19 protein-coding genes are annotated in these 21,142 nt (G+C 69.8%); 12 read left to right on the plus strand and 7 right to left on the minus strand.

Features of this window, described 5'->3' with window-relative positions:
* Positions 1–62: 62 nt before the first annotated feature.
* Complete coding sequence (locus tag J7520_RS17425) at positions 63–3,635, minus strand: hybrid sensor histidine kinase/response regulator (RefSeq protein WP_291191082.1); 3,573 nt, start codon at positions 3,633–3,635, stop codon at positions 63–65.
* A 183-nt stretch (positions 3,636–3,818) separates the two neighbouring features.
* Here J7520_RS17425 and J7520_RS17430 point away from each other — a divergent pair, with 183 nt between their 5' ends.
* From J7520_RS17430 to J7520_RS17445, 4 genes are all read left to right on the plus strand, one after another.
* Positions 3,819–5,318 carry a GTPase gene (locus J7520_RS17430; protein WP_291191085.1) on the plus strand — a complete coding sequence of 500 codons (1,500 nt, stop codon included), beginning with the start codon at positions 3,819–3,821 and terminating at the stop codon, positions 5,316–5,318.
* Positions 5,319–5,418: 100 nt separating this feature from the next.
* Positions 5,419–6,048, plus strand: a complete 630-nt coding sequence (locus tag J7520_RS17435) for a YceI family protein (RefSeq protein WP_291191088.1) — start codon at positions 5,419–5,421, stop codon at positions 6,046–6,048.
* On the plus strand, positions 6,032–6,619 hold the full coding sequence (locus J7520_RS17440) for a cytochrome b (protein ID WP_291191091.1): 588 nt from the start codon (positions 6,032–6,034) through the stop codon (positions 6,617–6,619). Before J7520_RS17435 ends, J7520_RS17440 begins: the two co-directional genes overlap by 17 nt.
* A 19-nt stretch (positions 6,620–6,638) precedes the next feature.
* A complete protein-coding gene (locus J7520_RS17445) occupies positions 6,639–7,184 on the plus strand; it encodes a YceI family protein (RefSeq protein WP_291191093.1) in 546 nt (181 codons plus the stop codon).
* A gap of 17 nt (positions 7,185–7,201) precedes the next feature.
* Here J7520_RS17445 and J7520_RS17450 read toward each other — a convergent pair whose 3' ends face one another.
* The 3 genes from J7520_RS17450 to J7520_RS17460 all read right to left on the minus strand — a co-directional run bounded on the left by J7520_RS17450 (position 7,202) and on the right by J7520_RS17460 (position 8,326).
* On the minus strand, positions 7,202–7,390 hold the full coding sequence (locus J7520_RS17450; protein ID WP_291191097.1) for a hypothetical protein: 189 nt from the start codon (positions 7,388–7,390) through the stop codon (positions 7,202–7,204).
* 123 nt (positions 7,391–7,513) lie between these two features.
* Positions 7,514–7,711, minus strand: coding sequence for a CsbD family protein (locus J7520_RS17455; protein ID WP_291191100.1), 198 nt, complete (start codon positions 7,709–7,711; stop codon positions 7,514–7,516).
* 39 nt (positions 7,712–7,750) lie between these two features.
* A complete protein-coding gene (locus tag J7520_RS17460; RefSeq protein ID WP_291191103.1) occupies positions 7,751–8,326 on the minus strand; it encodes a BON domain-containing protein in 576 nt (191 codons plus the stop codon).
* Positions 8,327–8,477: 151 nt separating this feature from the next.
* Between J7520_RS17460 and J7520_RS17465 the strand changes: the two genes are divergently transcribed.
* The 5 genes from J7520_RS17465 (at position 8,478) to J7520_RS17485 (ending at position 15,677) form a co-directional block, all read left to right on the plus strand.
* Positions 8,478–9,992: a helix-turn-helix transcriptional regulator gene (locus J7520_RS17465; protein ID WP_291191106.1), complete on the plus strand. Its 1,515-nt coding sequence runs from the start codon at positions 8,478–8,480 to the stop codon at positions 9,990–9,992.
* A gap of 194 nt (positions 9,993–10,186) precedes the next feature.
* The gene (locus tag J7520_RS17470; RefSeq protein WP_291191108.1) at positions 10,187–11,560 is read left to right on the plus strand and encodes a GTP-binding protein; all 1,374 of its coding nucleotides are present in this window, start codon (positions 10,187–10,189) and stop codon (positions 11,558–11,560) included.
* A gap of 92 nt (positions 11,561–11,652) precedes the next feature.
* On the plus strand, positions 11,653–13,050 hold the full coding sequence (locus tag J7520_RS17475; RefSeq protein WP_291191111.1) for a hypothetical protein: 1,398 nt from the start codon (positions 11,653–11,655) through the stop codon (positions 13,048–13,050).
* A gap of 109 nt (positions 13,051–13,159) precedes the next feature.
* Positions 13,160–13,582 carry a DUF2501 domain-containing protein gene (locus tag J7520_RS17480; protein WP_291191115.1) on the plus strand — a complete coding sequence of 141 codons (423 nt, stop codon included), beginning with the start codon at positions 13,160–13,162 and terminating at the stop codon, positions 13,580–13,582.
* A gap of 364 nt (positions 13,583–13,946) precedes the next feature.
* Positions 13,947–15,677, plus strand: coding sequence for a phage tail tip lysozyme (locus tag J7520_RS17485; protein ID WP_291191118.1), 1,731 nt, complete (start codon positions 13,947–13,949; stop codon positions 15,675–15,677).
* Positions 15,678–15,836: 159 nt separating this feature from the next.
* Here J7520_RS17485 and J7520_RS17490 read toward each other — a convergent pair whose 3' ends face one another.
* Positions 15,837–16,136, minus strand: coding sequence for a hypothetical protein (locus J7520_RS17490; RefSeq protein ID WP_291191122.1), 300 nt, complete (start codon positions 16,134–16,136; stop codon positions 15,837–15,839).
* A gap of 73 nt (positions 16,137–16,209) precedes the next feature.
* Between J7520_RS17490 and J7520_RS17495 the strand changes: the two genes are divergently transcribed.
* Both J7520_RS17495 and J7520_RS17500 read left to right on the plus strand, forming a co-directional pair.
* Positions 16,210–16,776, plus strand: a complete 567-nt coding sequence (locus J7520_RS17495; protein WP_291191125.1) for a TetR/AcrR family transcriptional regulator — start codon at positions 16,210–16,212, stop codon at positions 16,774–16,776.
* A 176-nt stretch (positions 16,777–16,952) separates the two neighbouring features.
* Positions 16,953–18,512 carry a phage tail tip lysozyme gene (locus tag J7520_RS17500; protein ID WP_291191128.1) on the plus strand — a complete coding sequence of 520 codons (1,560 nt, stop codon included), beginning with the start codon at positions 16,953–16,955 and terminating at the stop codon, positions 18,510–18,512.
* 191 nt (positions 18,513–18,703) lie between these two features.
* On the opposite strand, the gene J7520_RS17505 is transcribed toward J7520_RS17500, so the two are convergent.
* Both J7520_RS17505 and J7520_RS17510 read right to left on the minus strand, forming a co-directional pair.
* Positions 18,704–19,141, minus strand: a complete 438-nt coding sequence (locus J7520_RS17505; protein ID WP_291191132.1) for a hypothetical protein — start codon at positions 19,139–19,141, stop codon at positions 18,704–18,706.
* A gap of 206 nt (positions 19,142–19,347) precedes the next feature.
* Positions 19,348–19,581 (minus strand): glutaredoxin family protein, encoded by a 234-nt coding sequence (locus J7520_RS17510; protein ID WP_291191135.1) that lies wholly within the window; start codon positions 19,579–19,581, stop codon positions 19,348–19,350.
* Between the two features lie 88 nt (positions 19,582–19,669).
* Between J7520_RS17510 and J7520_RS17515 the strand changes: the two genes are divergently transcribed.
* On the plus strand, positions 19,670–21,052 hold the full coding sequence (locus J7520_RS17515) for an L-serine ammonia-lyase (RefSeq protein ID WP_291191138.1): 1,383 nt from the start codon (positions 19,670–19,672) through the stop codon (positions 21,050–21,052).
* Positions 21,053–21,142: the final 90 nt, after the last annotated feature.

Here is a 21,142-nt window from a genome sequence, read left to right on the forward strand (position 1 = left end):
AACGCGGCGCGCGGAATCGCGCGACGCGCACCCGACCGTCCTCCGCGAACCGGCGCGCGACCTCAGAGGCGGGCCGCGGCGGTGATCGCTTCGCCGAGCGACTCCAACGTGGTCGGCTTGCGCAGCAGCAGGTCCATGCCGGCGGCGCGGATCTGCGCCTCCTCGTCGCCGACCGAACGCGCGGTGAGAGCGATCAGCGGCAGGCGCGCGGCGCTCCCGGACGCGCGGATCATGCGCGCCAACCGCAGGCCGTCGAGGCCGGGCAGATCGAGATCGAGCAGGGCGAGATCGAAGCCCGCTTCGCCCGCCGTCGTCGCGCACTGGAGTTCGGCCAGCGCGGCGAGCCCGTTCGGCGCGTGCAGGGCGCGATGGCCGAGCCGGGCGAGCAGTCCGACCACGACGTCGGCCACCGTCGCGTCGTCTTCGACCAGCAGGACGCGCAGGCTCCGTGGCGCGGCGGCCGGCACCATCGCGGAAATCGCCGCGGCGACATTCGGTGCTTGCGCCAGCGGCAACGTGACACTGAACGTGCTGCCGGCGCCGGGCGCGCTGGCGACGTCGATGCGTCCGCCCATGCGCTGCGCGAGTTCGCGGCAGATCGACAGGCCCAGCCCGCTGCCGCCGTGCCGCTCGGCGACGCCGTCGGCCTGCTCGAAGCGTCCGAACAGGCGCGCGCGTACTTCCTCGCTCATGCCCGGGCCGCTGTCGGCGACGCGAAACACCAGGCCGTCGTCGGCCCGCGCGAGACCGAGCGTGACGCCGCCGCGCTCGGTGAACTTGAATGCGTTGTTGGCCAGATTGAGCAGGATCTGCTTCACGCGCAGCGCGTCGCCGAGCACGCTCGCCGGCACGCCGGCGGCGACGTCGAGCGAGAGTGAAAGTCCTTTGCGTTCGGCCAGCGGCTTCTGCACCGCGGCGACCTCGCGCAGCAGCGCAACCGGATCGAACGGCGCCACGCTCAAGGCGAGCTTGCCGGCCTTGATGCGCGCCAGATCGAGACTGTCGTTGACCACGCGCAGCATCAGCTCGCCGGACTGGCGGATCGCATCGACGTAGCCGCGCTGGCGTTCGTCCAGCGACGTCGCCAGCAGCAGCTCGCTCATGCCGAGCACGCCGGTCATCGGCGTGCGGATCTCGTGTCCCATGGTGGCGAGGAAGGCGGACTTGGCGTCGACGAGCTGCTCGGCGCTGCGGCGGCGTTCCTCCGCCAAGGCCTCGGCGTGGCGCCGGCGCAGGCGCGCGCGCCAGCCGCCGAACACGGCGTAGCCGGCCAGCGCCGATGTCAGCGCGTACAGCGCGTAGGCCGTCGGCGTCTTCCACGGCGGCGAGGCGACGCGCACCGGCAGCGGCGGCAGTTCGCTCCAAACGCCGTCGGCGTTCGCCGCGCGCACGCGCAGGCGATAGTCGCCGGGCGGCAGCTGCGAGTAGATGCGTTCGCCGCGTTCGGCCTCGATCCAGTCGCGATCGAATCCGTCCAGTCGCACGCGGTAGCGGTTGGCGGCCGAGTTGGCGTAGGACAGCAGGCGTGCCTCGACGCGGAAATCCAGGTCGTCGTAGTCGAGTTCGACCGGCGCGGCCGGATCGAGCGGGCGCGTGACGCCGTCGCGGCGCACGTCGAGCGCGGTGCGATGCAGCGGCGACGGCGGCGAATCGAGTTGCAGCGCGAGCGGGTCGAATCCCGCCACGCCGTGCAAGGTGCCCGCATAGAGCGCGCCGTCGGCGGCGCGGATCAAGGCGCCGGCGAGGAACTCCGAACTCGGCAGGCCGTCGCGCTCGTCGAAGCGGCGGATCGCGCCGCTGCGGCCGTCGACGCGCCACAAGCCGCGCGGCGAGGTGACCCAGACGCTGCCGTCGGCGGCGACCGCGAGCGCCGAGGCGGTCAGGGTCGGCCAGCCCTGCGCCGCGCCGAGACTTTGCATGCGCTCGGCGGCGCCATCGGGGCCGAGGCGGTAGCGCTCCAGCGCGCCGAGCCGATGCAGCCAGAAAGAGCCGTCGGCGGCGAAGTCGAAGGCGGTGATCTGCTCGCGCGGTACGCCGGCGACGACGACGAAGCGGTCCTGCGTCGCGTCGTGGCGCTCGATACCGCCCATCGTCGCCAACCACGGACTGCCGTCGCGATCGAGCGCCAGCGCGAACACCTCGGCGTTGTCGAGCCTGCCGCCGCTCGGCGTGTAGCGCGCGAGCACGCGCGGCGGATCGGCGGCCATCCGCGCAACGCCGCCGCCGCGCACGCCGACCCACACGCTGCCGTCGCGCGCGGTCACGAGCTGATCGACGATGCCGGGCGGTAGCGCATCGGCGCGACGCAGATCCATGGGCACCTCGACGGCGCCGAGATCGCGCAGCGAGTACCGCCTGAGCGCGGACGCCGTACCGACCCAGACGTGCGCGTCGCCCTGCGGCAGCACCGCCGACAACGGCGAGCCGGACAACCGCAGGCGCTCGCCCCAGCGCTCGATGCGGCCGCTGTCGGCGTCGATGCGGTCGAGGCCGTCGCTGCCGCTGCCGACCCAGATCGCACCGGAGGCATCCTGCATCAGCGTCTTCGCGCGCGGACGCGCCAGGCTGCCGTCGTCGCCCGGCACGTGGCGGAACACGGAGAAGTTGCGCCAGTGCGGCGGCAGACGCGCGACGCCGCCGTCGTACAGGGCGAACCAGGTGCCGCCTTCGCCGTCGTGCAGGATGTCCATCGTGCGCGCGCCCGGATACGCGCCCGGCGAGGACTCGACCGCGCCGTAGCGATGCAGCCCGCGCGCGTCGCTGCGCATCAGTCCACCGCTGACGCCGATCCACAGCGCGTCCAGGTCGCCGCGCGCCATCGACAGCACGCGCAGCGGCGCCGGCGTCGCGCCGATCTCGCCGCGATAGCGCAACTGCGCGTCGACGCGGAACAGCCCCTTGGTGGTGCCGACCACCACGCCGCCGTCCGGCTCCGCCACCAGCGAGGACACCTTGGTCGGACCGGGGCGCTGCGCGGTCGGCGGCAATTCGACGTGGAGCAGGCGACCGTCGGCGTCGAGCACGTCGACGCCGTCGTCGGTGCCGATCCACAAGCGCTTGCGCGCGTCCGGCAGCAGGCTGATGACGCTGGTCGAGCGCAGGCTGTCCGGATCGTCGGCGTCGTGGTCGTAGCGCTGGAAGCTGCCGTCCGGCAGCAGGCGGTTGAGGCCGCCGAGATAGGTGCCGACCCAGATCGCGCCGTCGGCGTCCTCCACGATGGTGAACAGGTCGTCGCTGCCGAGCGTGCCGAGTTCGTTCGGTGCGTGCATCCAGTGCCGGAAGCCGCGGCCGTCGGGTTCGAGCCGATTCAGGCCGCTCGCCTCGCCGCCGCACCACAGGTTGCCGGCGCGATCGACCAGCAGCGCCGAGACGTCGTTGGACGGCAGCGAAGCCGGATCGGCCGGATCGTGGCGGAACACACGGAAGCCGAGGCCGTCGTAGCGCGCCAGGCCGTCCTGCGTGCCGATCCAGATGAAGCCCTCGCGATCCTGCACGGTCTTGTAGGCGACGCTCGACGGCAGGCCGTCGGCGACGGTCAGCGAGACGAACTGCGGTGGCGCCGGCGGCGGCGCTGCGGCGGCAGTCGATACGGCGAGCATCGCCGCAATCACACCCAGAGCGAGCGATCCATGCATCCCCTCATCCCCACTGCAAGCCCCAATGCCCTTTGCTTCACTTGAAAAGTGCGGCCATGGATGGCCGCTCTAGACTCCATAGAGGGCTCGACCGACACGGACCCCGAAGCCTCCAAGCCACAGCGATCACGGACGATCGCACAAGCAATCCCACTAGAATGCCGACGTTCACCGGACACGTCCATGCCGCAGCCACGCCTTCCGCTACGCCTGATCCTGTTCGCGGCGCTCGCCGTCGGCGGCGCCATCCTGATCGGTCTGGTCGTCGCGACGCTGAACAGCCTGCTCGAGTTCTATCAGCGCCTGGCCGAGCTGCCGCTGTGGCTGCGCCTGCCGTTGATCGCCGCGGTCGCGCTCGCGTTCGGCGCATTGCTGTGGCTGCTGTGGCGGCTGGCGCGGCCGACGTCCAAGTCCGCCGTGCCGACCGCGATCCCGGTGTCGCGCGGCGAAGTGGACGCACGCATCGACGCGCTGCGCGAACGCCGCGCGGAAACCGCCGCGCTCGAAGCCGAACTCGCCGAACTCGACCGCCGCCGCGCCGCCGGCGAGGTCTACGTCGCGTTGTTCGGCGAGATCTCCACCGGCAAGTCCAGCCTGATCCGCGCGCTGGCGCCGGAGGCGCTGCCGGCGATCGACGTGCGCGGCGGCACCACGCGCATCGTCGCGCACCATCGCGGCCGCCTGCCGGACGGCCGCGAGCTGATCCTCGCCGACGTGCCCGGCAGCGGCGAGGTCGACGGCAAGGTGCACGAGCAGCTCGCGCGCGACGAGGCGCTGCGCGCGCACGCGGTCGTCTATCTGTGCGCCTCCGACCTGACCCGCGCGCAGGACGCCGAGCTGAACTGGCTGGCTCGTTTCGGCAAGCCGCTGCTGCTCGTGCTGAACAAGGCCGATCTCTACAGCGACGCCGAGCGCGATGCGCTGCTGCGGCGTTTCGAGCAGCGCTACGCCGCGCAGGCGCGCGCGGTCGTCGCGATCAGCGCCGGCGGCAGCGAGCGCTACGAGCGCACGCTCGCCGACGGCCGCCGCGAGAAGGTCGAACGCGAGCGCGTACCGGAGATCGGCGCGCTGACCGGCGCGCTGGTCGACCTCACGCGCGCCGGCGCGGCGGCGCTCGAACCCGCGCGCGAAGCCGCCGTGCTGGCCGAGGTCGGCCGCCGCGGCGACGAACTCGCGCGCGCTGCCGCCGCGCGCGAAGCGGTCGACACGGTCGCCAAGTACACGCGCCGGGCGGTGGTCGGCGCGCTGGCCGCGGTCGCGCCGGGCAGCGACATCCTGATCCAGGGCGCGCTCGGCACCGCGCTGGTGCGCGAACTGGCGCGCATCCACGGCGTGCCGGTGCGCGAACTCGACGTCGAGGCCCTGCTCGCGCGCGTCGGCCTGACCGTGCGCAACACGACCGCGATCGTGCTGGCGATCGCCGGCAACGCGCTGAAGGCGTTCCCCGGCCTCGGCACGCTCGGCGGCGGCGTGCTGCACGCGATCGCCTACGGGCTGGTGTTCGACAGTCTCGGCAACGCGCTCGCCGCGACGCTCGCCGAGCGCGCCTCGCTCGACGCCGCCGACGTCGAGGCGCGCGTGCGCGCGCTGCTCGCCGAGCCCGCGCGCGAACGCGTCGAGCGCGTCGCGCGACTGGCGTGGGAGGCGGCGCGCGGCGATCGCGGCAACGGCGCTGAATCCTAGGCGGCGCTCCGCCGTTCCGTTCCCCAGCGGCGGAACGGTGAATGCAGCGTTCACGCCACGGCGCTAGTCTAGGCTGCCGCTTTTTGCCAAGCTGTCGGCCATGTGCCTCTGCCGCCCGATCCTCGCCGCGCTTGCTCTCGCCCTGCCGGGCGCCGCTGCGGCCGCGCCGGAAACCTACCGCTTCGATCCGGTGCACACGCAGATCTGGTTCAGCGCCGCGCACCAGGGCTTCTCGCATCCGCTCGGCCGCTTGCGCGTGAAGGACGGCTGGTTCGCGTTCGACGCCGAGGACTGGAGCGCGAGCCGCGTCGACGTGACGATCGACCTCGCCTCGGCCGACCTCGGCGACGAGAAGTGGAACCGGACCGTGACCTCCGGCCAACTGCTCGACGTCGAGCGCTGGCCGACCGCGCGCTACGTCAGCCGCAGCGTGGAAAAGAAAGGCGAACGCGACGGCGTGATCCACGGCGAACTGCAGTTCCGCGGCGAGAGCCGGCCCGTCGACGTCGCGTTCACGCTGAACCGCGTCGCCAACGACCCGTATCTGTTCAAGCGCAAGGCCGGCTTCTCGGCGACGGCGACGTTGCAACGGTCGGCCTTCGGCATGAAGCGCTACGCCGAGGTCGTCGGCGAGGACGTCTCGCTGCGTTTCGAGATCGAGGGCATCCGCGACGGCGACGCCGCCAAGCCCACCACCGCCGACGGAGGAAAAGATGGCGCTGAAAAGTGACGCGACGCGCTGGGGAAGCCTGGCCAAGTTCTTCCACTGGACGATCGTGCTGCTGATCCTCGCGCAGGCGATCATCGGCCTGGTCATGGTCGAGCTGCCGAAGCGGCCGAGTTCGATTCCGGTCTACTCGTTCCACAAGTCGCTCGGCATCACCATCCTCGCCCTGGCGGTGCTGCGCCTGGGCTGGCGTCTGTTCGATCCGCGCCCGCGCGAAGTCGCCGGCATGCCGCACTGGCAGGCGCTCGGCGCGCGTCTCGGCCACGTGCTGCTGTACGTGCTGATCTTCGCCGTGCCGCTGTCGGGCTGGCTGTTCGATTCCGCCTCGAGCCTGCGTCCGCTGTACTGGTTCAACCTGTTCCCGCTGCCGAACCTGACCGGCGGCAAGAACGAGGCCGTGAAGGAGTTCGCCGAAGGCGCGCACGAGCTGCTGTTCTGGGTGCTGGTGGTGGTCGCCGCCGGGCACGCCGCCGCCGCCCTGATCCATCACTTCCACAATCGCGACGAGACGCTGGTGCGCATGCTGCCGTGGCGCAATCGCGCCGGGCGCGCGCCGTCATCCGAAGTTTCCTGATCCGCACGAGGAGTACGACATGCTGCGTTCCATGATCTGCGTGGCCCTGCTGCTGCCGCTGTCCGCCGTCGCGCGCGACTGGCAGGTCGACACCGCCAAGAGCACGCTGGCCTTCAAGGGCAGCTACCAGGGCGAAGGCTTCGACGGCACGTTCAAGAAGTTCGACGCGACGATCGCCTACGACGCGAACGACCTGTCGAAGTCGAAGTTCGACGTCACCATCGATCTCGCCAGCGCCGACACCGGCAACGGTGATCGCGACGACTCGCTGCACGGCTCGGACTTCTTCGACGTCAAGAAGACACCGAAGGCGCATTTCGTCACCGAGTCGTTCGCCAAGGCCGCCGACGGCGGCGTCGAGGCGAAGGGCAAGCTGACGATCCGCGACAAGACCGCGCCGGTCACGCTGAAGGTCAAGTTCGCCGAGACCGGCGACGCCGCCACGCTCGACGTCGACACCGTGCTCAAGCGCGCCGACTACGGCCTCGGTGCGGGCAGCGACTGGTCCGACGTCGGCGCCGACGTGCCGGTGCACGGGCATCTGCAGCTCGGTGCCAAGAAGTAGCCGGCGGCGCCGCCGGCTCAGAACACGCGGCTGAAAAGATAGATCAGCACCAGCAGACCGGCGGGAATGCCGAGCAGCCACGCCAGGACGTACTTGCGCATGGTTCGTTCTCCGTGTGTGTCGATGGTGCAGCGGCGCGGGTGCCGCTGCGTGCCTGACGGCGAGATGGCGCGAGTGCCGTCATAGGCCTGATGGCGCGGCGGCAAGGACGTCGCCGTGTGCCTGATGGCAGGACAATGCAAATGCCGCCGCATGCCTCTGACGGCGGAGCAACGCAAACGCCGCCATAGGCCTGATGGCGGGGCGGCGCAAGCGCCGCCCCGCGTCCATCACAGACCGCGCTGGAAGTCGTCGATCTGCTTCTTCGCCTCATCCTTGGCGATGCCGTAGCGCTCCTGCAGCTTGCCGGCGAGGTATTCGCTGTTGCCTTCGGCGACGGTGAGGTCGTCGTCGGTCAGCTTGCCCCACTTCTCCTTCAGCTTGCCGGTCAGCTGCTTCCACTGGCCCTTGATCCTGTCTTCGTTCATGGCTTCTCTCCGAATGGTTGAGTGAATGATCGACGGCGCTCAGGACTTCGCCTTGAGCCCCGCCGCGTCGACTTCCTTGACCCCCTTCACCGCCTTGGCCGCCGCGACCGCCTTCTTCACCGCCAGCTCGGTCGACTGCACGCCGGTCAGCGTGACGACGCCGTTGACGGTGGTCACGCTGATGTCCAGGCTCCGCACGCCCTCGGTGGTGGCCAGTTCGGCCTTGACCTTGCCGGTGATCCAGCTGTCGGTCACCGGCTGCGCGGAATCGGCTTCGTCGGCGTTGCGATCCTGCGGCGCCGCCTGCACCGGCGTTGCAGGAGCGAACGCGAGCAGCGCGCTCGCGACGGCGCTGCACAAGGCAAGCGACGCGGCGGCCATTCCGCTGCGGCGTTGCTCGCCGCCACGCTCCGGACGATCTTTGTCCGGTTCGCCCCGACTCGGACGACGCTGCCCGGATCCTCCGCGATCGGCCTCGTCCTCGTCGCGGCCTTCGTCGTCCCGCTCGCGGCGGCCGGGACTCTCGTGGGCGGGATGCGGCTCGGTATGGCCGGTGGCACCGGCGTGGGCAGCGGTCGAAAAAGGCTTCGGTGCGGTTTTCGGTGGCACGTTCATCTTTCGTCTCCTTCCTGTCGATGTCTGCCGTCGTGCGGCGAACGCCACAGAAACTAGACGCCGCCGGCGATGCCCGACAGAGCAGCCCTACTCCCCCGCCGTGGTAGTTTTTGCCCTCCCACGACGGATGCACCCCCAACTGGAACGCACGATGCGCAAACCCGCCACGCCTCCGGTCGACCGGCGCCAGCTGGAGCAGCTCGTTTCCGGCCTCGCAGAAGGCGTGGTGCTGCTCGATCCGGGCGGCAGCGTCGTCTGGGCGAACACGACCGCGCTGACCGCCCACGGCGTCGATTCGCTGCCCCAGCTGGGCCGCAACGCGGCCGAATACGCGCGACACTTTCGGCTGCGCTACCGCAACCACCACGCGCTGCCGGCGGCGCAGTACCCGCTGCGGCGCCTGCTGCGCGGCGAATCGTTCGGCGATCTGGTGGTCGACGTCGAACGCCGCGACGGCGCCGATTTCCGCCGCATCCTGCGCATGCGCGGCATCGTCCTCACCGACGTTTCCGACAGCACCGAATCGCTGGCGCTGACGATCGACGACGTCACCGAGCGCTACGAGGCCGAACAGCGCTTCGAGAAGACCTTCGCCGCCAATCCGGCGCCGGCGCTGATCTGCCGCATCGCGGATCTGCGCTACGTCAAGGTCAACGCCGGCTTCCTCGAGATGACCGGCTACCGGCGCGAGGACGTGCTCGACCACTCGGTCTACGAGCTCGACGTGCTGGAAGGCATCGCGCGGCGCGAGGAGGCGATCGCGAACCTGCATGCCGGACACACCGTCGCGCAGAGCGAGGCGACGCTGCGCCTGTCGGACGGCTCGACCAAGTTCGTCATCGTCGCCGGCCAGCCGATCGACATGGACGAAGACGCGTGCATGCTGTTCACCTTCATCGACCTCGACCTGCGCAAGAAGGCCGAAGACGCGCTGCGCCACAGCGAGCAGCGCTTCGCCACCGCGTTTCGCCTGGCGCCGGTACCGATGACGCTGATCGCGCTGTCGCCGCCGCGGCTGCTCGAAGCCAACGACGCCTTCCTCGCGGCGACCGGCCGCACGGCCGCGGAACTGGACGGCGACGCCACCGCGCTGACGGTATGGCGGGAACCGCAGGCGTTCGCCGACCTGCTCGCCGCGGTCGCCGGCGACGGCGGCGCGCGGCATCGCGATTTGACACTGAGCGACGGCGACGGCGGCGAGATCGACTGCCTCGCCTCGGCCGGCATGGTGCGCATCGACGACACGCCCTGCGCGCTGTGCGTGTTCCAGGACATCAGCGAGCGCAAGCGCTCGGAAGTCGAACTCGTCGCCGCAATCGAAGCGGTCATGCAGGACGCCTCGTGGTTCAGCCGCACGGTGATCGACAAGCTCGCGCAGGTGCGCCGCGGCACGGTCGCCGGCAAGGGCGAACTGGCCGACCTCACGCCGCGCGAACTGGAGGTGCTCGGCCTGCTCTGCGAAGGGCGCAGCGACGCGGAGATCGCGCGCGCACTGCGCCTCTCGCCGCACACCGTGCGCAACCACGTCGCGACGATCTACTCCAAGATCGACGTGCATCGCCGCGGCGCCGCGATCGTATGGGCGCGCGAGCGCGGCATCGTCGGCTACGAGCCGCCGCCGAAGCGGTCCTCGCGCGCGCCCGCGCGCTCCGGCCGGCGCGGTTGAGCCGATGCGCCCGAATCAACGCGATTGAATCGGGCGCGATTGAAGCGGGCGCGATCGAATCGGGCGCGACTGAATCGGCGCGCTTGAACCGACGCGACGGGACCGGCGATTGAAGTCCCGCGCGGCGCCGGCATACTGGCGCCGCGGCGGACGGCCAACCGGACCGGCGCGCCACGCCAGGAGGAAACGTTCGCATGGGTCAACTGGGCACGCTCTGGCGACGCCTGCAGCGGAGCTTCGCGCGCGAGGCGGCGCCGTCGATCGATGCCGACGCGCCACGCGGCGAGGCGCACCACGCGCAAGCCGCGGCGAGCCTGCGCGCCCTGCTCGACGATCCGCAGATTCCGTCCGCCGTGCGCGGCAGCCTCGCGGCCGATTTCGCGCGGCTCGAAGCGATGCTCGGCAAGCTCGAGCGCGGCGAGCTGCACATCGCCGTGTTCGGCCGTGTCAGCGTCGGCAAGTCGGCGCTGGCCAACGCGCTGCTCGGCGAGGACGCGTTCACCGTCGGCGTCCTGCACGGCACCACGCGCGAAGCCGGACAGCGTCCGTGGCGCGAGGTCGCCGGCAGCGGCGTGCACCTGATCGACACTCCCGGCATCGACGAACTCGACGGCGAGGCGCGCGAACGGCTCGCCTTCGAGGTCGCCGGCGTCAGCGACCTGGTCGTGTTCGTCGTCGACGGCGACATGACGCAGCGCGAGCGCGACGCGCTGCAACTGCTCGCGCGCACCGAGCACCCGCTGCTGCTCGCGCTGAACAAGTCCGACCGCTACGGCGAGGACGAGCGCGAGCGCCTGCTGGAACGCCTGCGCGAACACGCGCACGGCCTGGTGCGCGCGGACGACGTCGTCGCGATCAGCGCCCAGCCCGCACCGCACAAGCGCATCCGCGTCGACGCGAACGGCGTCGAGCACGCCGAACTCGCCGAGCGCGCGCCCGACCTGGAACCGTTGCGCGCGCGCCTCGGTGCGATCGTCGAGCGCGAAGGCAAGACGCTGGCCGCGCTGAACGCGAGCCTGTTCGCCGGCCGCGTTTCCGACCAGGTCGGCGCGCGCATCGCCGAGGCGCGGCGCGATCTCGCCGCGAAGGTGATCCGCCAGTACTGCCTGGCGAAGGCGGTCGCGGTCGCGCTGAATCCGATTCCGGTCGCCGACCTGCTCGCCGCCGGCGCGCTCGACGCGGCGCTGGTCATGCACCTCGGCCGCGTCTACGGCCTGCCGCTGACCAAGGTCGAGGCCGGCTCGCTGATCGCGGTGATCAGCGCGCAGCTCGCCGCACTGATGGGCGCGATCTGGGGCGTGCATCTGGTCGCCTCGGCGCTGAAGGGCGTCAGCGCGGGACTGTCGACGGTGGTCACCGCCGGCGCGCAGGGCGCGCTCGCCTGGTACGCGACCGAACTGGTCGGCCGCGCCGCCGAGAAATACCTCGTCGCCGGCAAGTCCTGGGGCGAACAAGGCCCCAAGCGCGTCGTCGCCGGCATCGTCGAGGACCTCGACCGCGACTCGATCCTGCGCGAGGCGCGCGCGGAGATCCTCAAGCGCCTGCGCGGCGCGTCCGAGCGCGCCTGAAAATCCGCCGGTCGCGGCGGGCGCGTGCGACAATCGGCGGCGAGGCCCCTGCTCACCGGCGGTGACGGCCTCGTCCATCAGGGGAGGCTGTCATGCGTAACAGGCTGCGTTCGCTGCCGTCGCTCGTTTTCGTTCTTTCGTCCGCCTCGTCGCTCGCCGCCAACGGCGATCTCGACCCGACCTTCGGCGTCGGCGGGACGACCACTGCGGGCGTGAGCCAGGCGGGACTCCAGTTGCCCGTCGCACCCGTCGTCATGCCCGACGGCAGGATCCTCACCTGCGCTCCGCTGGGCGCCAACGGGCCTTCCGGCACCGATTTCCTCGTCGTGCGCTATCTCGCCGACGGCGGACTGGACACCAGCTTCAGCTTCGACGGGAAAGTCACCGTGGACTTCGGCGGCAGCAACGATCAGTGCAACGCGATCGCGCTGCAAAGCGACGGCAAGATCGTCGTCGTCGGCTCGACCAACGCCGCCGGCAATTCCGATTTCGCGATCGCGCGGCTCAACGCGGACGGCACGCTGGACACGAGCTTCGGCAACGGCACAGGCAAAGTCGTGGTGGCGTTCGACAACGGCGGCACAAATGCCGACATCGGCGGCGGCATCGCAATCCAGCCAGACGGCAAGCTGGTCGCCGTCGGCATGGCCAATTCCGCGTCCAACGGCGACGATTTCGCGATCGTGCGGCTACTGCCGGACGGCACGCGCGACCCAGCCTTCAACCTGACCGGGCGCGTCATCGTCGGCTTCGATTTTCCCGCCAGTTCCAACAAGACCGACGAGGCCAGCAGCGTCGCCGTCGACCCCGCCGGACGCATCCTGGTCGGCGGCGTTGCACAGACCGTCGGAAACGGTCTGGACTTCGCGGTCGCACGACTGCTGCCGAACGGGCAGCTCGATGCGGATTTCGACGGCGACGGTCGCGCGACGATCGGCTTCGATCTCGGCGCCAGCGGCAACGATCTGTGCTATCGCATGCTGCTGCGGCACGACGGCCGCATCGTGCTGATCGGCGCCGCCGACACCTCCTCTTCGAGCGCGGTGAACAACGACATGGCCGTCGCGCGCCTGATGCCAGACGGATCTCCCGACGTCACCTTCGGTATCGGCGGCAAGACGGTGCTGAGCTTCGACCTGATCCCCAACGGAGCCGACGGCGCGTTTGCCGGCGTCGAGCAGTCCAACGGCAAGCTGATCATCGGCGGCATCGCCCAGCACAACCTGTCGCCGCTGGGCATGAAAGGCGCGCTTGCCCGCCTGAACGCCGACGGCAGCCTCGACGGGCAGTTCGGCACGTTCGGCAAGGTCCTGCTGGATTTCGAACGCACCAGTCCGTCGCAGCAGTTCGTGCTCGGCCTCGCCCTGCAGGGCACGCAGATCATCGCCACGGGTGTCGTCACCATTCCCGGCGCCGGCGATCCGCCGCCGCAGGACGTCTATGTTGCGCGCCTGCAGAACGATCTGATCTTCGCCGACGGCTTCGATTGACCTGCCAACGACACGTCGGCTTCACGTCTTCCTAAGGCGACGACGAGCACAGTCCTCTTCCGCCGCGCGGCATGGTGCCGCGCGGCGCTTCCGAAGAGAGGTCATCGCCATGAAGTCGAAGATCGTTCTCGCACTCGCCGCCGGTGGCTGCATCGCCCTGTGCGGAACCGCCGGCGCCCAGGATCTGGGCGCTCTCAAGGGCGCCGTCGGCGGTGCGGATTTGTCCTCGCTCGCGTCGGGCAGCGCCGGCAACGCGGCCGGCGTCATCGAGTACTGCGTGAAGAACAACTACCTCGGCGGCGATGCCGCCGGCGGGCTGAAGGACAAGCTGCTCGGCAAGGTGGGTGGCGACGATGCGTCGGAGGCCGACAAAGCCGACTACGCCGACGGTGCCAATGGCATGCTGAAGACCGGCGACGGCAAGAGCGTCGACCTCGGCAACCTCGGCGGCGGACAGCTCGGCGGGATGAAGGACAAGCTGACCAAGAAGGCCTGCTCCAGCGTGCTGGATCACGCCAAGTCGCTGCTCTAGCTTCTCGTCGAAGGCGACCTGTTAGCCGATCCAGATTAGCGCCAGCATCCCTCGCGCGTTTCGATCGGATCAGCCGGGCATCGGTGGCATCGAACATACCGATCGCGCAACGACGAGTCCGCCGCCGCCTTCAAGCCTCACCGCGCAGCCCGGATGGCAACAGCCATCCGGGCTGCGCGACGTCCGCTTCTTCCCTCCCTTCGCGGCGCGCCCGGCGGCTCGAAGAACCGTCCTCGCCCTGTCGCCGAGAAGGCTCCCGTCGCGCGCCTCCTAGGGCAGACCCTAGCTAGGGAACATGCGGATGGGCGGAGCGAAAAAGATATGGCCAACTTGCGAATCACTACATTCCGCGAGGCCCGACCCCATGTCCGTCAGTGCCGTCTCCAGCAATCGAGCGTTCTCCGCGCAGGCCTCCCAGAACGACTACACGATCCAGCGCGGCGATACGCTGTCGGGCATCGCCGCGCGTCACGGCGTTTCGCTGCAGAGCCTGCTCTCCGCCAATCCGCAGATCCGCAATCCGGACGTGATCTATCCGGGCCAGTCGCTGTCGATCCCCGGCGGCGGTGGCGGACGTTCCGGCGGATCGGACGGCGCGGTGCAGGGTGCGCAGGGACCGAGCGGCGTATCGGGCACCACGCCCAATTCGCTACAGGGGCGCATCAACGAGGCGATGGGCTTCTTCGAGAGCCAGGGTTGGACCCGCGCGCAGGCCGCCGGCATCGTCGGCAACCTGCAGGCCGAGAGCGGCGTCGATTCGAACCGCGCGCAGGACGGCGGCGGCCCCGGCTACGGGCTGGCGCAGTGGGAAGCGCCGCGCCAGGCGGACTTCCGCGCCTGGGCCGGCAAGGACATCCATCAGTCGACGTTCCGCGAGCAGCTCGAATTCATCCAGCACGAGTTGACCACGACCGAGCGCGGCGCCGGCAATGCGCTGAAGGGCGCCACCACCGCCTCCGAGGCGGCGCAGATCGTCTGCAACAAGTACGAGCGTCCCGGCATTCCGCACATGGAATCGCGCATCGCGAACGCCAACGCGATCTTCAACAACGCCACGCCGTCGCAGCCGGGCGGCAACAGCCCCAAGCCGGGCGGCGACACGCCGTCGACGCCCAAGCCGTCGACACCCGGCGCGGGCGGCGGCAACTACACCGTGCGCAGCGGCGACACGCTGAGCGGCATCGCCGGACGCAACGGCGTCTCGCTGTCCGCGCTGATCGCGGCCAATCCGCAGATCAAGAATGCGAACCTGATCTATCCGGGCCAGACCGTGCACATCCCGGGCGGCTCGCCGAGCGGCGGCGGCAACAACGGCGGCAGCTACACCGTGCGCAGCGGCGACACCATGAGCGGCATCGCCGGGCGCAACGGCGTCTCGCTGTCTGCGCTGATCGCGGCCAATCCGCAGATCAAGAATGCGAACCTGATCTATCCGGGCCAGACCGTGCACATCCCGGGCGGCTCGCCGAGCGCCGGCGGCAACAACGGCGGCGGCAGCTACACCGTGCGCAACGGCGACACCATGAGCGGCATCGCCGCGCAGCACGGCGTCTCGCTGTCGGCGCTGATCTCGGCCAACCCGCAGATCAAGAATCCGAACCTCATCTACTCGGGCCAGGCCGTGCACATTCCGGGCGGCGGTTCGTCGTCCGGATCGCAAGGATCGTCCGGCGTCAACGGCTCGACCGGCCCGTCGGACGTGAAGGGCGTCAACAGCAGCCAGCGGCTCGCGGATGCGGCACGCTCGGCGGCGATGGGCATGGGCGGCTACCAGTCGCAAGGCTTGTGCGCGACCGGTGTGAGCCGCGCGATCCAGAACACGTACGGCATCAAGGTCTGGGGCAACGGCAATCAGATCGACGATAACCTGCCGCGCGACAAGTTCAAGCAGATCAACATCCCGCTGTCGGAGGCGCTCAAGATTCCCGGCCTCGTCCTCACCTGGGAGCACACCTCGACCGCGCTCGGCGCGAAGTACGGCCACACCGCCATCACGCTCGGCGACGGTCACAGCTCGGCGTCGGACTTCATCGAGAGAAATACGCTGGCCGGCGACGCCAGCCGCACGGGCCTGAAGATCTTCATGCCCATCTGACGCCGGCGGACTTCGCGCCGAAGAACGGCCCGGTCACCGACCGGGCCGTTTTCTTTTGTCCGAAGATGCTTTCCGCCGCGACACATCGGCGGCGGCGATGCGCGAAGCCGCCGGCGCATCGCGCCGCTGTCGCCGATCACTTCGTTCGGAGCTTTACGCTCAGGCGACCGAGCGCAGTTCCGGCAGGGCGCAATCCTCGATCATCGCGCGCAGCGCCGGATGGCGGACCTCGAACACGTCGAACACGCCGGCCGCGCGCAGATAAGGCACGCGGCGCAGGAGCTCGTCTTCGCAGAGGCGGCGTTCCTGTTCGTCGTCCTCGGCGGCCAGGGCGCGCTGCGCCAAGGCGACGAATTCCTCGATCCAGATCAGGGCGGTGAAGGCTGCGCCGCGGTCGGCGGCCGGCGGCGGTTCGGGCAAGGGAGTGGTTTGCAGGCGCAGGGGGATGGGAGAGTTCATATTGGTCTTCTTGTATACCGTCCGGACGGTACAGTATATAGTTCGATTTTCGCCGTCAACCCGCAGCCGCCTCATGCCCACGAAACGCCGAGCCAGCGCCCGCGAACGCATCCTCGCAGCGGCCGAACACGTCGTGATGGAGGTCGGCGCGGGCAATCTGACTCTGGACGCGGTCGCCGCGGCCGCCGGCGTCAGCAAGGGCGGCCTGCTGTACCACTTCGCGAACAAGGAAGCCCTGCTCAAGGGCATGGTCGACCGGCACATGGACCAGGAGGCCGAACGCGTCGCCGACGTGCATCGGCGACTCGGCGGCGCGCCGGCGACGTATCTGCGCGCCTTCATCGAAGCGGCGGTCGAGATGAGCGGCAAGGATCTGCACTCGCCCGCCGCCTCGCGCTCGTTCCTCGCCGCGGCGGCGAACTTTCCCAGCCTGCTCGACCGGCCGCGTCGCGAGATCGCCGAGCATTTCGACCAGCTGCGCTCGGCCGGCGGCAATTTCCTACTGGCGGCGGTGGTCAGCCTCGCGCTCGACGGGCTCTACTTCAGCGACATCTTCGAGTTCAGCCCGCTGACGGCGAGCGAGCGCGATCGACTCACCGCGGAACTGCTGAAGCTCGCCGACCAGGCCGCGGGCTGCTGATCGGCGCAGCGGTTCGCGCGCGATCGAACGCGACGACTTCGAGGCGGCGCAGCGCCGAAAATCGAACGAGACGGCTCTAGGGAAAACCCTAGCTAGGGCCGACACGGATGGGCAGGTACGACCGAAGGTGCTGAAGTCGCGAGCACTGGTTTCCGTACTTTCCATCGAGGCTCGCCATGGTCAGTCCTGTCTCCGCCACCCGTTCCTTCGCCGGCAACGGCGCCGCCAACAACGACTACACGATCCAGCGCGGCGACACGCTGTCGAAGATCGCGGCCGAAAAAGGCGTTTCCCTGCAGGACCTGCTCGCCGCCAATCCGCAGATCCGCAATCCCGACGTAATCTATCCGGGTCAATCGCTGTCGATCCCCGGCGGCGGCGGAAGCGCCGGCGGCGCCAACGGCGCCGCGCAGGGCGCTCAGGGACCGAGCGGCGTGTCGGGCGCCGCGCCCAATTCGCAGCAGGGCCGCATCAACGAAGCGATGGGCTTCTTCGAGAGCCAGGGTTGGTCGCGTGCGCAGGCCGCCGGCATCGTCGGCAACCTGCAGGCCGAGAGCGGCGTCGATCCGAATCGCGGCCAGGACGGCGGCGGCCCCGGCTACGGGCTGGCGCAGTGGGAAGGTCCGCGCCAGGCCGCGTTCAAGGCCTGGGCCGGCAAGGACATCCATCAGTCGACGTTCCGCGAGCAACTCGAATTCATCCAGCACGAACTGACCACGACCGAGCGCGGCGCCGGCAATGCGCTGAAGGGCGCGACTTCGGCCTCCGAAGCGGCGCAGATCTTCTGCAACAAGTACGAGCGCCCCGGCATTCCGCACATGGAATCGCGCATCGCGAACGCCAATGCGATCTTCAACAACGCATCGCCGACGCAGCCGGGCTCCGGCAATACGCCGGTCGGCACGCCGTCGAAGCCGAATCCGGATGCGGCCTCGCCGGCGGGCGGCAGCTACACCGTCAAGAGCGGCGACACGCTGTCGGCCATCGCGGCGCAGAAGGGCGTCTCGCTCGCGGCGCTGATCTCGGCGAACCCGCAGATCAAGAACCCGAACCTGATCTTCCCCGGCCAGAGCGTGAACATTCCGGGCGGCGGCAGCGCGGCCGGCGGCAGCTACACGGTGAAGAGCGGCGATACGCTCTCGGGCATCGCGGCGCAAAAGGGCGTTTCGCTGGCGGCGCTGATCTCGGCCAATCCGCAGATCGGCAATCCGAACCTGATCTTCCCGGGCCAGCACGTGAACATCCCGGGCGGCGGCAGCGGCACGCGCGGCACCGACGGCGCGAACAGCACCGGCGGCGTCGGGCAGACGCCGGGCGCGGGCAAGCCGACCGGCGGCAACCCGGCGGCGATCGCCAACCAGTTCCTCGAGCGCAACGCGTCCGAGCTCAAGAAGAGCGGCGCGCTACCGATGAATCCGAACGTGCCGAGCGACGTCTGCTGCGCCAACTTCGTCACCGCCTGCCTGCAGAAGGCCGGCCTGATCAACTGGCACTCCGACGGCGTCGCCGACATGGCCTCGCGCCTGAAGGCGCAGGGCTGGAAGGTCGTCGATGCGGCGCACGCCAAGCCCGGCGACGTCGCCGTCATCAACGGCAGCCAGCACACAGAACTGGTCTACAGCAACGACGGCGGCAAGCTCACGCTGATCGGTTCCAACAACCGCAATGCGGACGGTACGCAGCGCATCACCTACGGCAATCCGTACGGCAATACGTATTACCTGTCTCCGCCGTAAGTTCCGAGACGACGACGCCCCGGCATGGCGAAAGCCTGCCGGGGCGTTTTCGTTTGCGCGCAGCCCGGGATTTGCAGCGCTAGCCTGCGATCGCAGCGACGGCAGAACGCGGCAGTGGACCGCAACGATCTCCTGTGAGGCCGATGTGAATTGGAGCGGCTCGCGATCGGAGCGGCCCGGCAGAGACTGGTCTAGTCGGCGGGGAGCTCGAAGATCGCCGCTGGCGCGGAGTACTGGCGTGCCCAGTCGGTCCAGGCGACGTCGGTCGGACCGACCACGCTCGCCACCAAGGTCCAATGCTCGCCGCTGCCGCGCAGCAGTCCGGCGTAGACGTGCGACTTGAGGCCGGCCTCCGCCTCTTCGGCGAACGGCGTGCCTTGGTAGTCGATCGGTCGGCCGCCGGCGCCCTGGATCGAGGCGTAGACGAAGGCCCATTCGCCGGACACACGCAGGCTTTTCACGTCGAGCTGGGCGGGCTTGCCGAGTCCGGCGGCGAGTTCGACCAGGGCGGAGTGCAGGATCGCGCGACCTTCGGCGGAAGTCGTGGCCGGCGTGCGCGGAGCTTCTTGAGCTGGGGTGGCGGTCATGAGGAAGGCGCTCAGGATCAGGGGGATCGTTCCGATACGCATGGACGCTCTCGCTGCGAGTCGCGATGAAGCGGAAAGTCTATGTACCGCGCACGCCCGGGGACTGCAAGCGCGTGCCGGCGAAGCCTTGCGCGGCTGCGCGCACGGCGAAGCAGCGTCAGCTCGGGTTCGTCGCCGCACGCTTTCCGGGGCCCGCCGCAGCCGCACTGAAGCGGCGATCGCCGACACGTCGCCCGCGGTGCGCCACATCAATCGCGCGCGTCGACGAATGCGCGCACGCCTTCCGCGTCGAACGGCCAGTCCAGCTCGCGTCCGTCGCGGTCGTCGCGCAGCACCGGCACGCGCGCGCCGTAGCGCGCCTCGAGGTCGTCCGCGTCGTCGATCCAGCGCGTCTCGAAGGTCGGCAAGCGCGCGGCGGCGAGCACGGCCAGCGCCTGGTCGCACAAGGGACAATCGTCGCGCTGGAAAAGAATCCACCGCATGCGGTGCGTCTCCGGCAAAACCGTAGAATAGCCGCACCTTCTTCCGCGGCGGCGTGCGCGTGCCGTCCGCATCTGCTTCGAGGCATTCATGGCTGTCAGCGTCTTCGACCTGTTCAAGATCGGCATCGGACCTTCCTCTTCGCATACGGTCGGACCGATGCGCGCGGCCGCGCGCTTCGGCGAGCGCTGGCTGGAGCAGGCCGGCGTACTCCAACGCGTCGCACGCGTGCAGTGCGAACTGTTCGGCTCGCTGGCGCTGACCGGACGCGGCCACGGCACCGACAAGGCGGTGCTGTGCGGCCTGGAAGGCGCGCAGCCGGACTCGATCGACCCGGATTCGATCCCGGCCACGCTCAAGCGCATCCGCGGCGAGAAGAAGATCCACCTGCTCGGCCGCCAAGAGATCGCCTTCGACGAGAAGAAGGACCTGGTCTTCAACAAGCGCCAGCGCCTGCCCTACCACTCCAACGGCATGCGTTTCAGCGCCTACGGCGCCGACGGCGAGCTGATCGCGACGCGCGACTACTACTCGGTCGGCGGCGGCTTCGTCGTCAACACGGACGAGGCCGCCGACGATCGCATCGTCGCCGACACGACGCCTCTCCCGCATCCGTTCCACTCGGGCGAAGAACTGCTCGCCATCTGCGACCGGACCGGCAAGACGATCGCCCAGGTCATGCTCGACAACGAGAAATCCTGGCGCGGCGAAACGGAGATCCGCGCCGGCCTGCTGATGATCTGGAAGGCGATGCAGGACTGCGTCGCGCGCGGCATCCGCGAGACCGGCACCCTGCCCGGCGGCCTGCACGTGCAGCGCCGTGCACCGGCGATGGCACGCGAACTGCGCGAACGGCCCGAGGCGTCCCTGCGAGATCCGCTGACGATCCTCGACTGGGTCAACCTGTACGCGCTCGCCGTCAACGAGGAGAACGCCGCCGGCGGCCGCGTGGTGACGGCCCCGACCAACGGCGCCGCCGGTATCGTGCCGGCCGTACTGCACTATTACGAACGCTTCTGCCCGAAGGCGAACGAGGACGGCGTGATCGAATTCCTGCTGACCGCCGGCGCGATCGGCATCCTCTACAAGGAGAACGCCTCGATCTCCGGCGCCGAGGTCGGTTGCCAGGGCGAGGTCGGCGTGGCCTGCTCGATGGCCGCCGGCGGACTCGCCGCCGCGCTCGGCGGCAGCATCTACCAGGTCGAGAACGCCGCCGAGATCGGCATGGAACACAACCTCGGCCTGACCTGCGACCCGATCGGCGGCCTGGTGCAGATTCCCTGCATCGAGCGCAACGCGATGGGTTCGGTCAAGGCGATCAACGCGCAACGCATGGCGATGCGCAGCGACGGCAAGCATCGCGTCTCGCTCGACAAGGTCATCAAGACCATGCGCGAGACCGGCCGCGACATGAAGGACAAGTACAAGGAAACCAGCCGCGGCGGATTGGCGGTGAACGTCATCGAGTGCTGAGGACACCTCGACCGCAGCGCCCGAATTCGCGCTCGCCGATGGTCGGCGGACCGGCTGCCGACAAACCGGTCGCCGACGAAGAAAAGCGCC

The sequence above is a fragment of the Dokdonella sp. genome, assembly GCF_017744955.1.
Taxonomy (GTDB): Bacteria; Pseudomonadota; Gammaproteobacteria; order Xanthomonadales; family Rhodanobacteraceae; genus Dokdonella_A.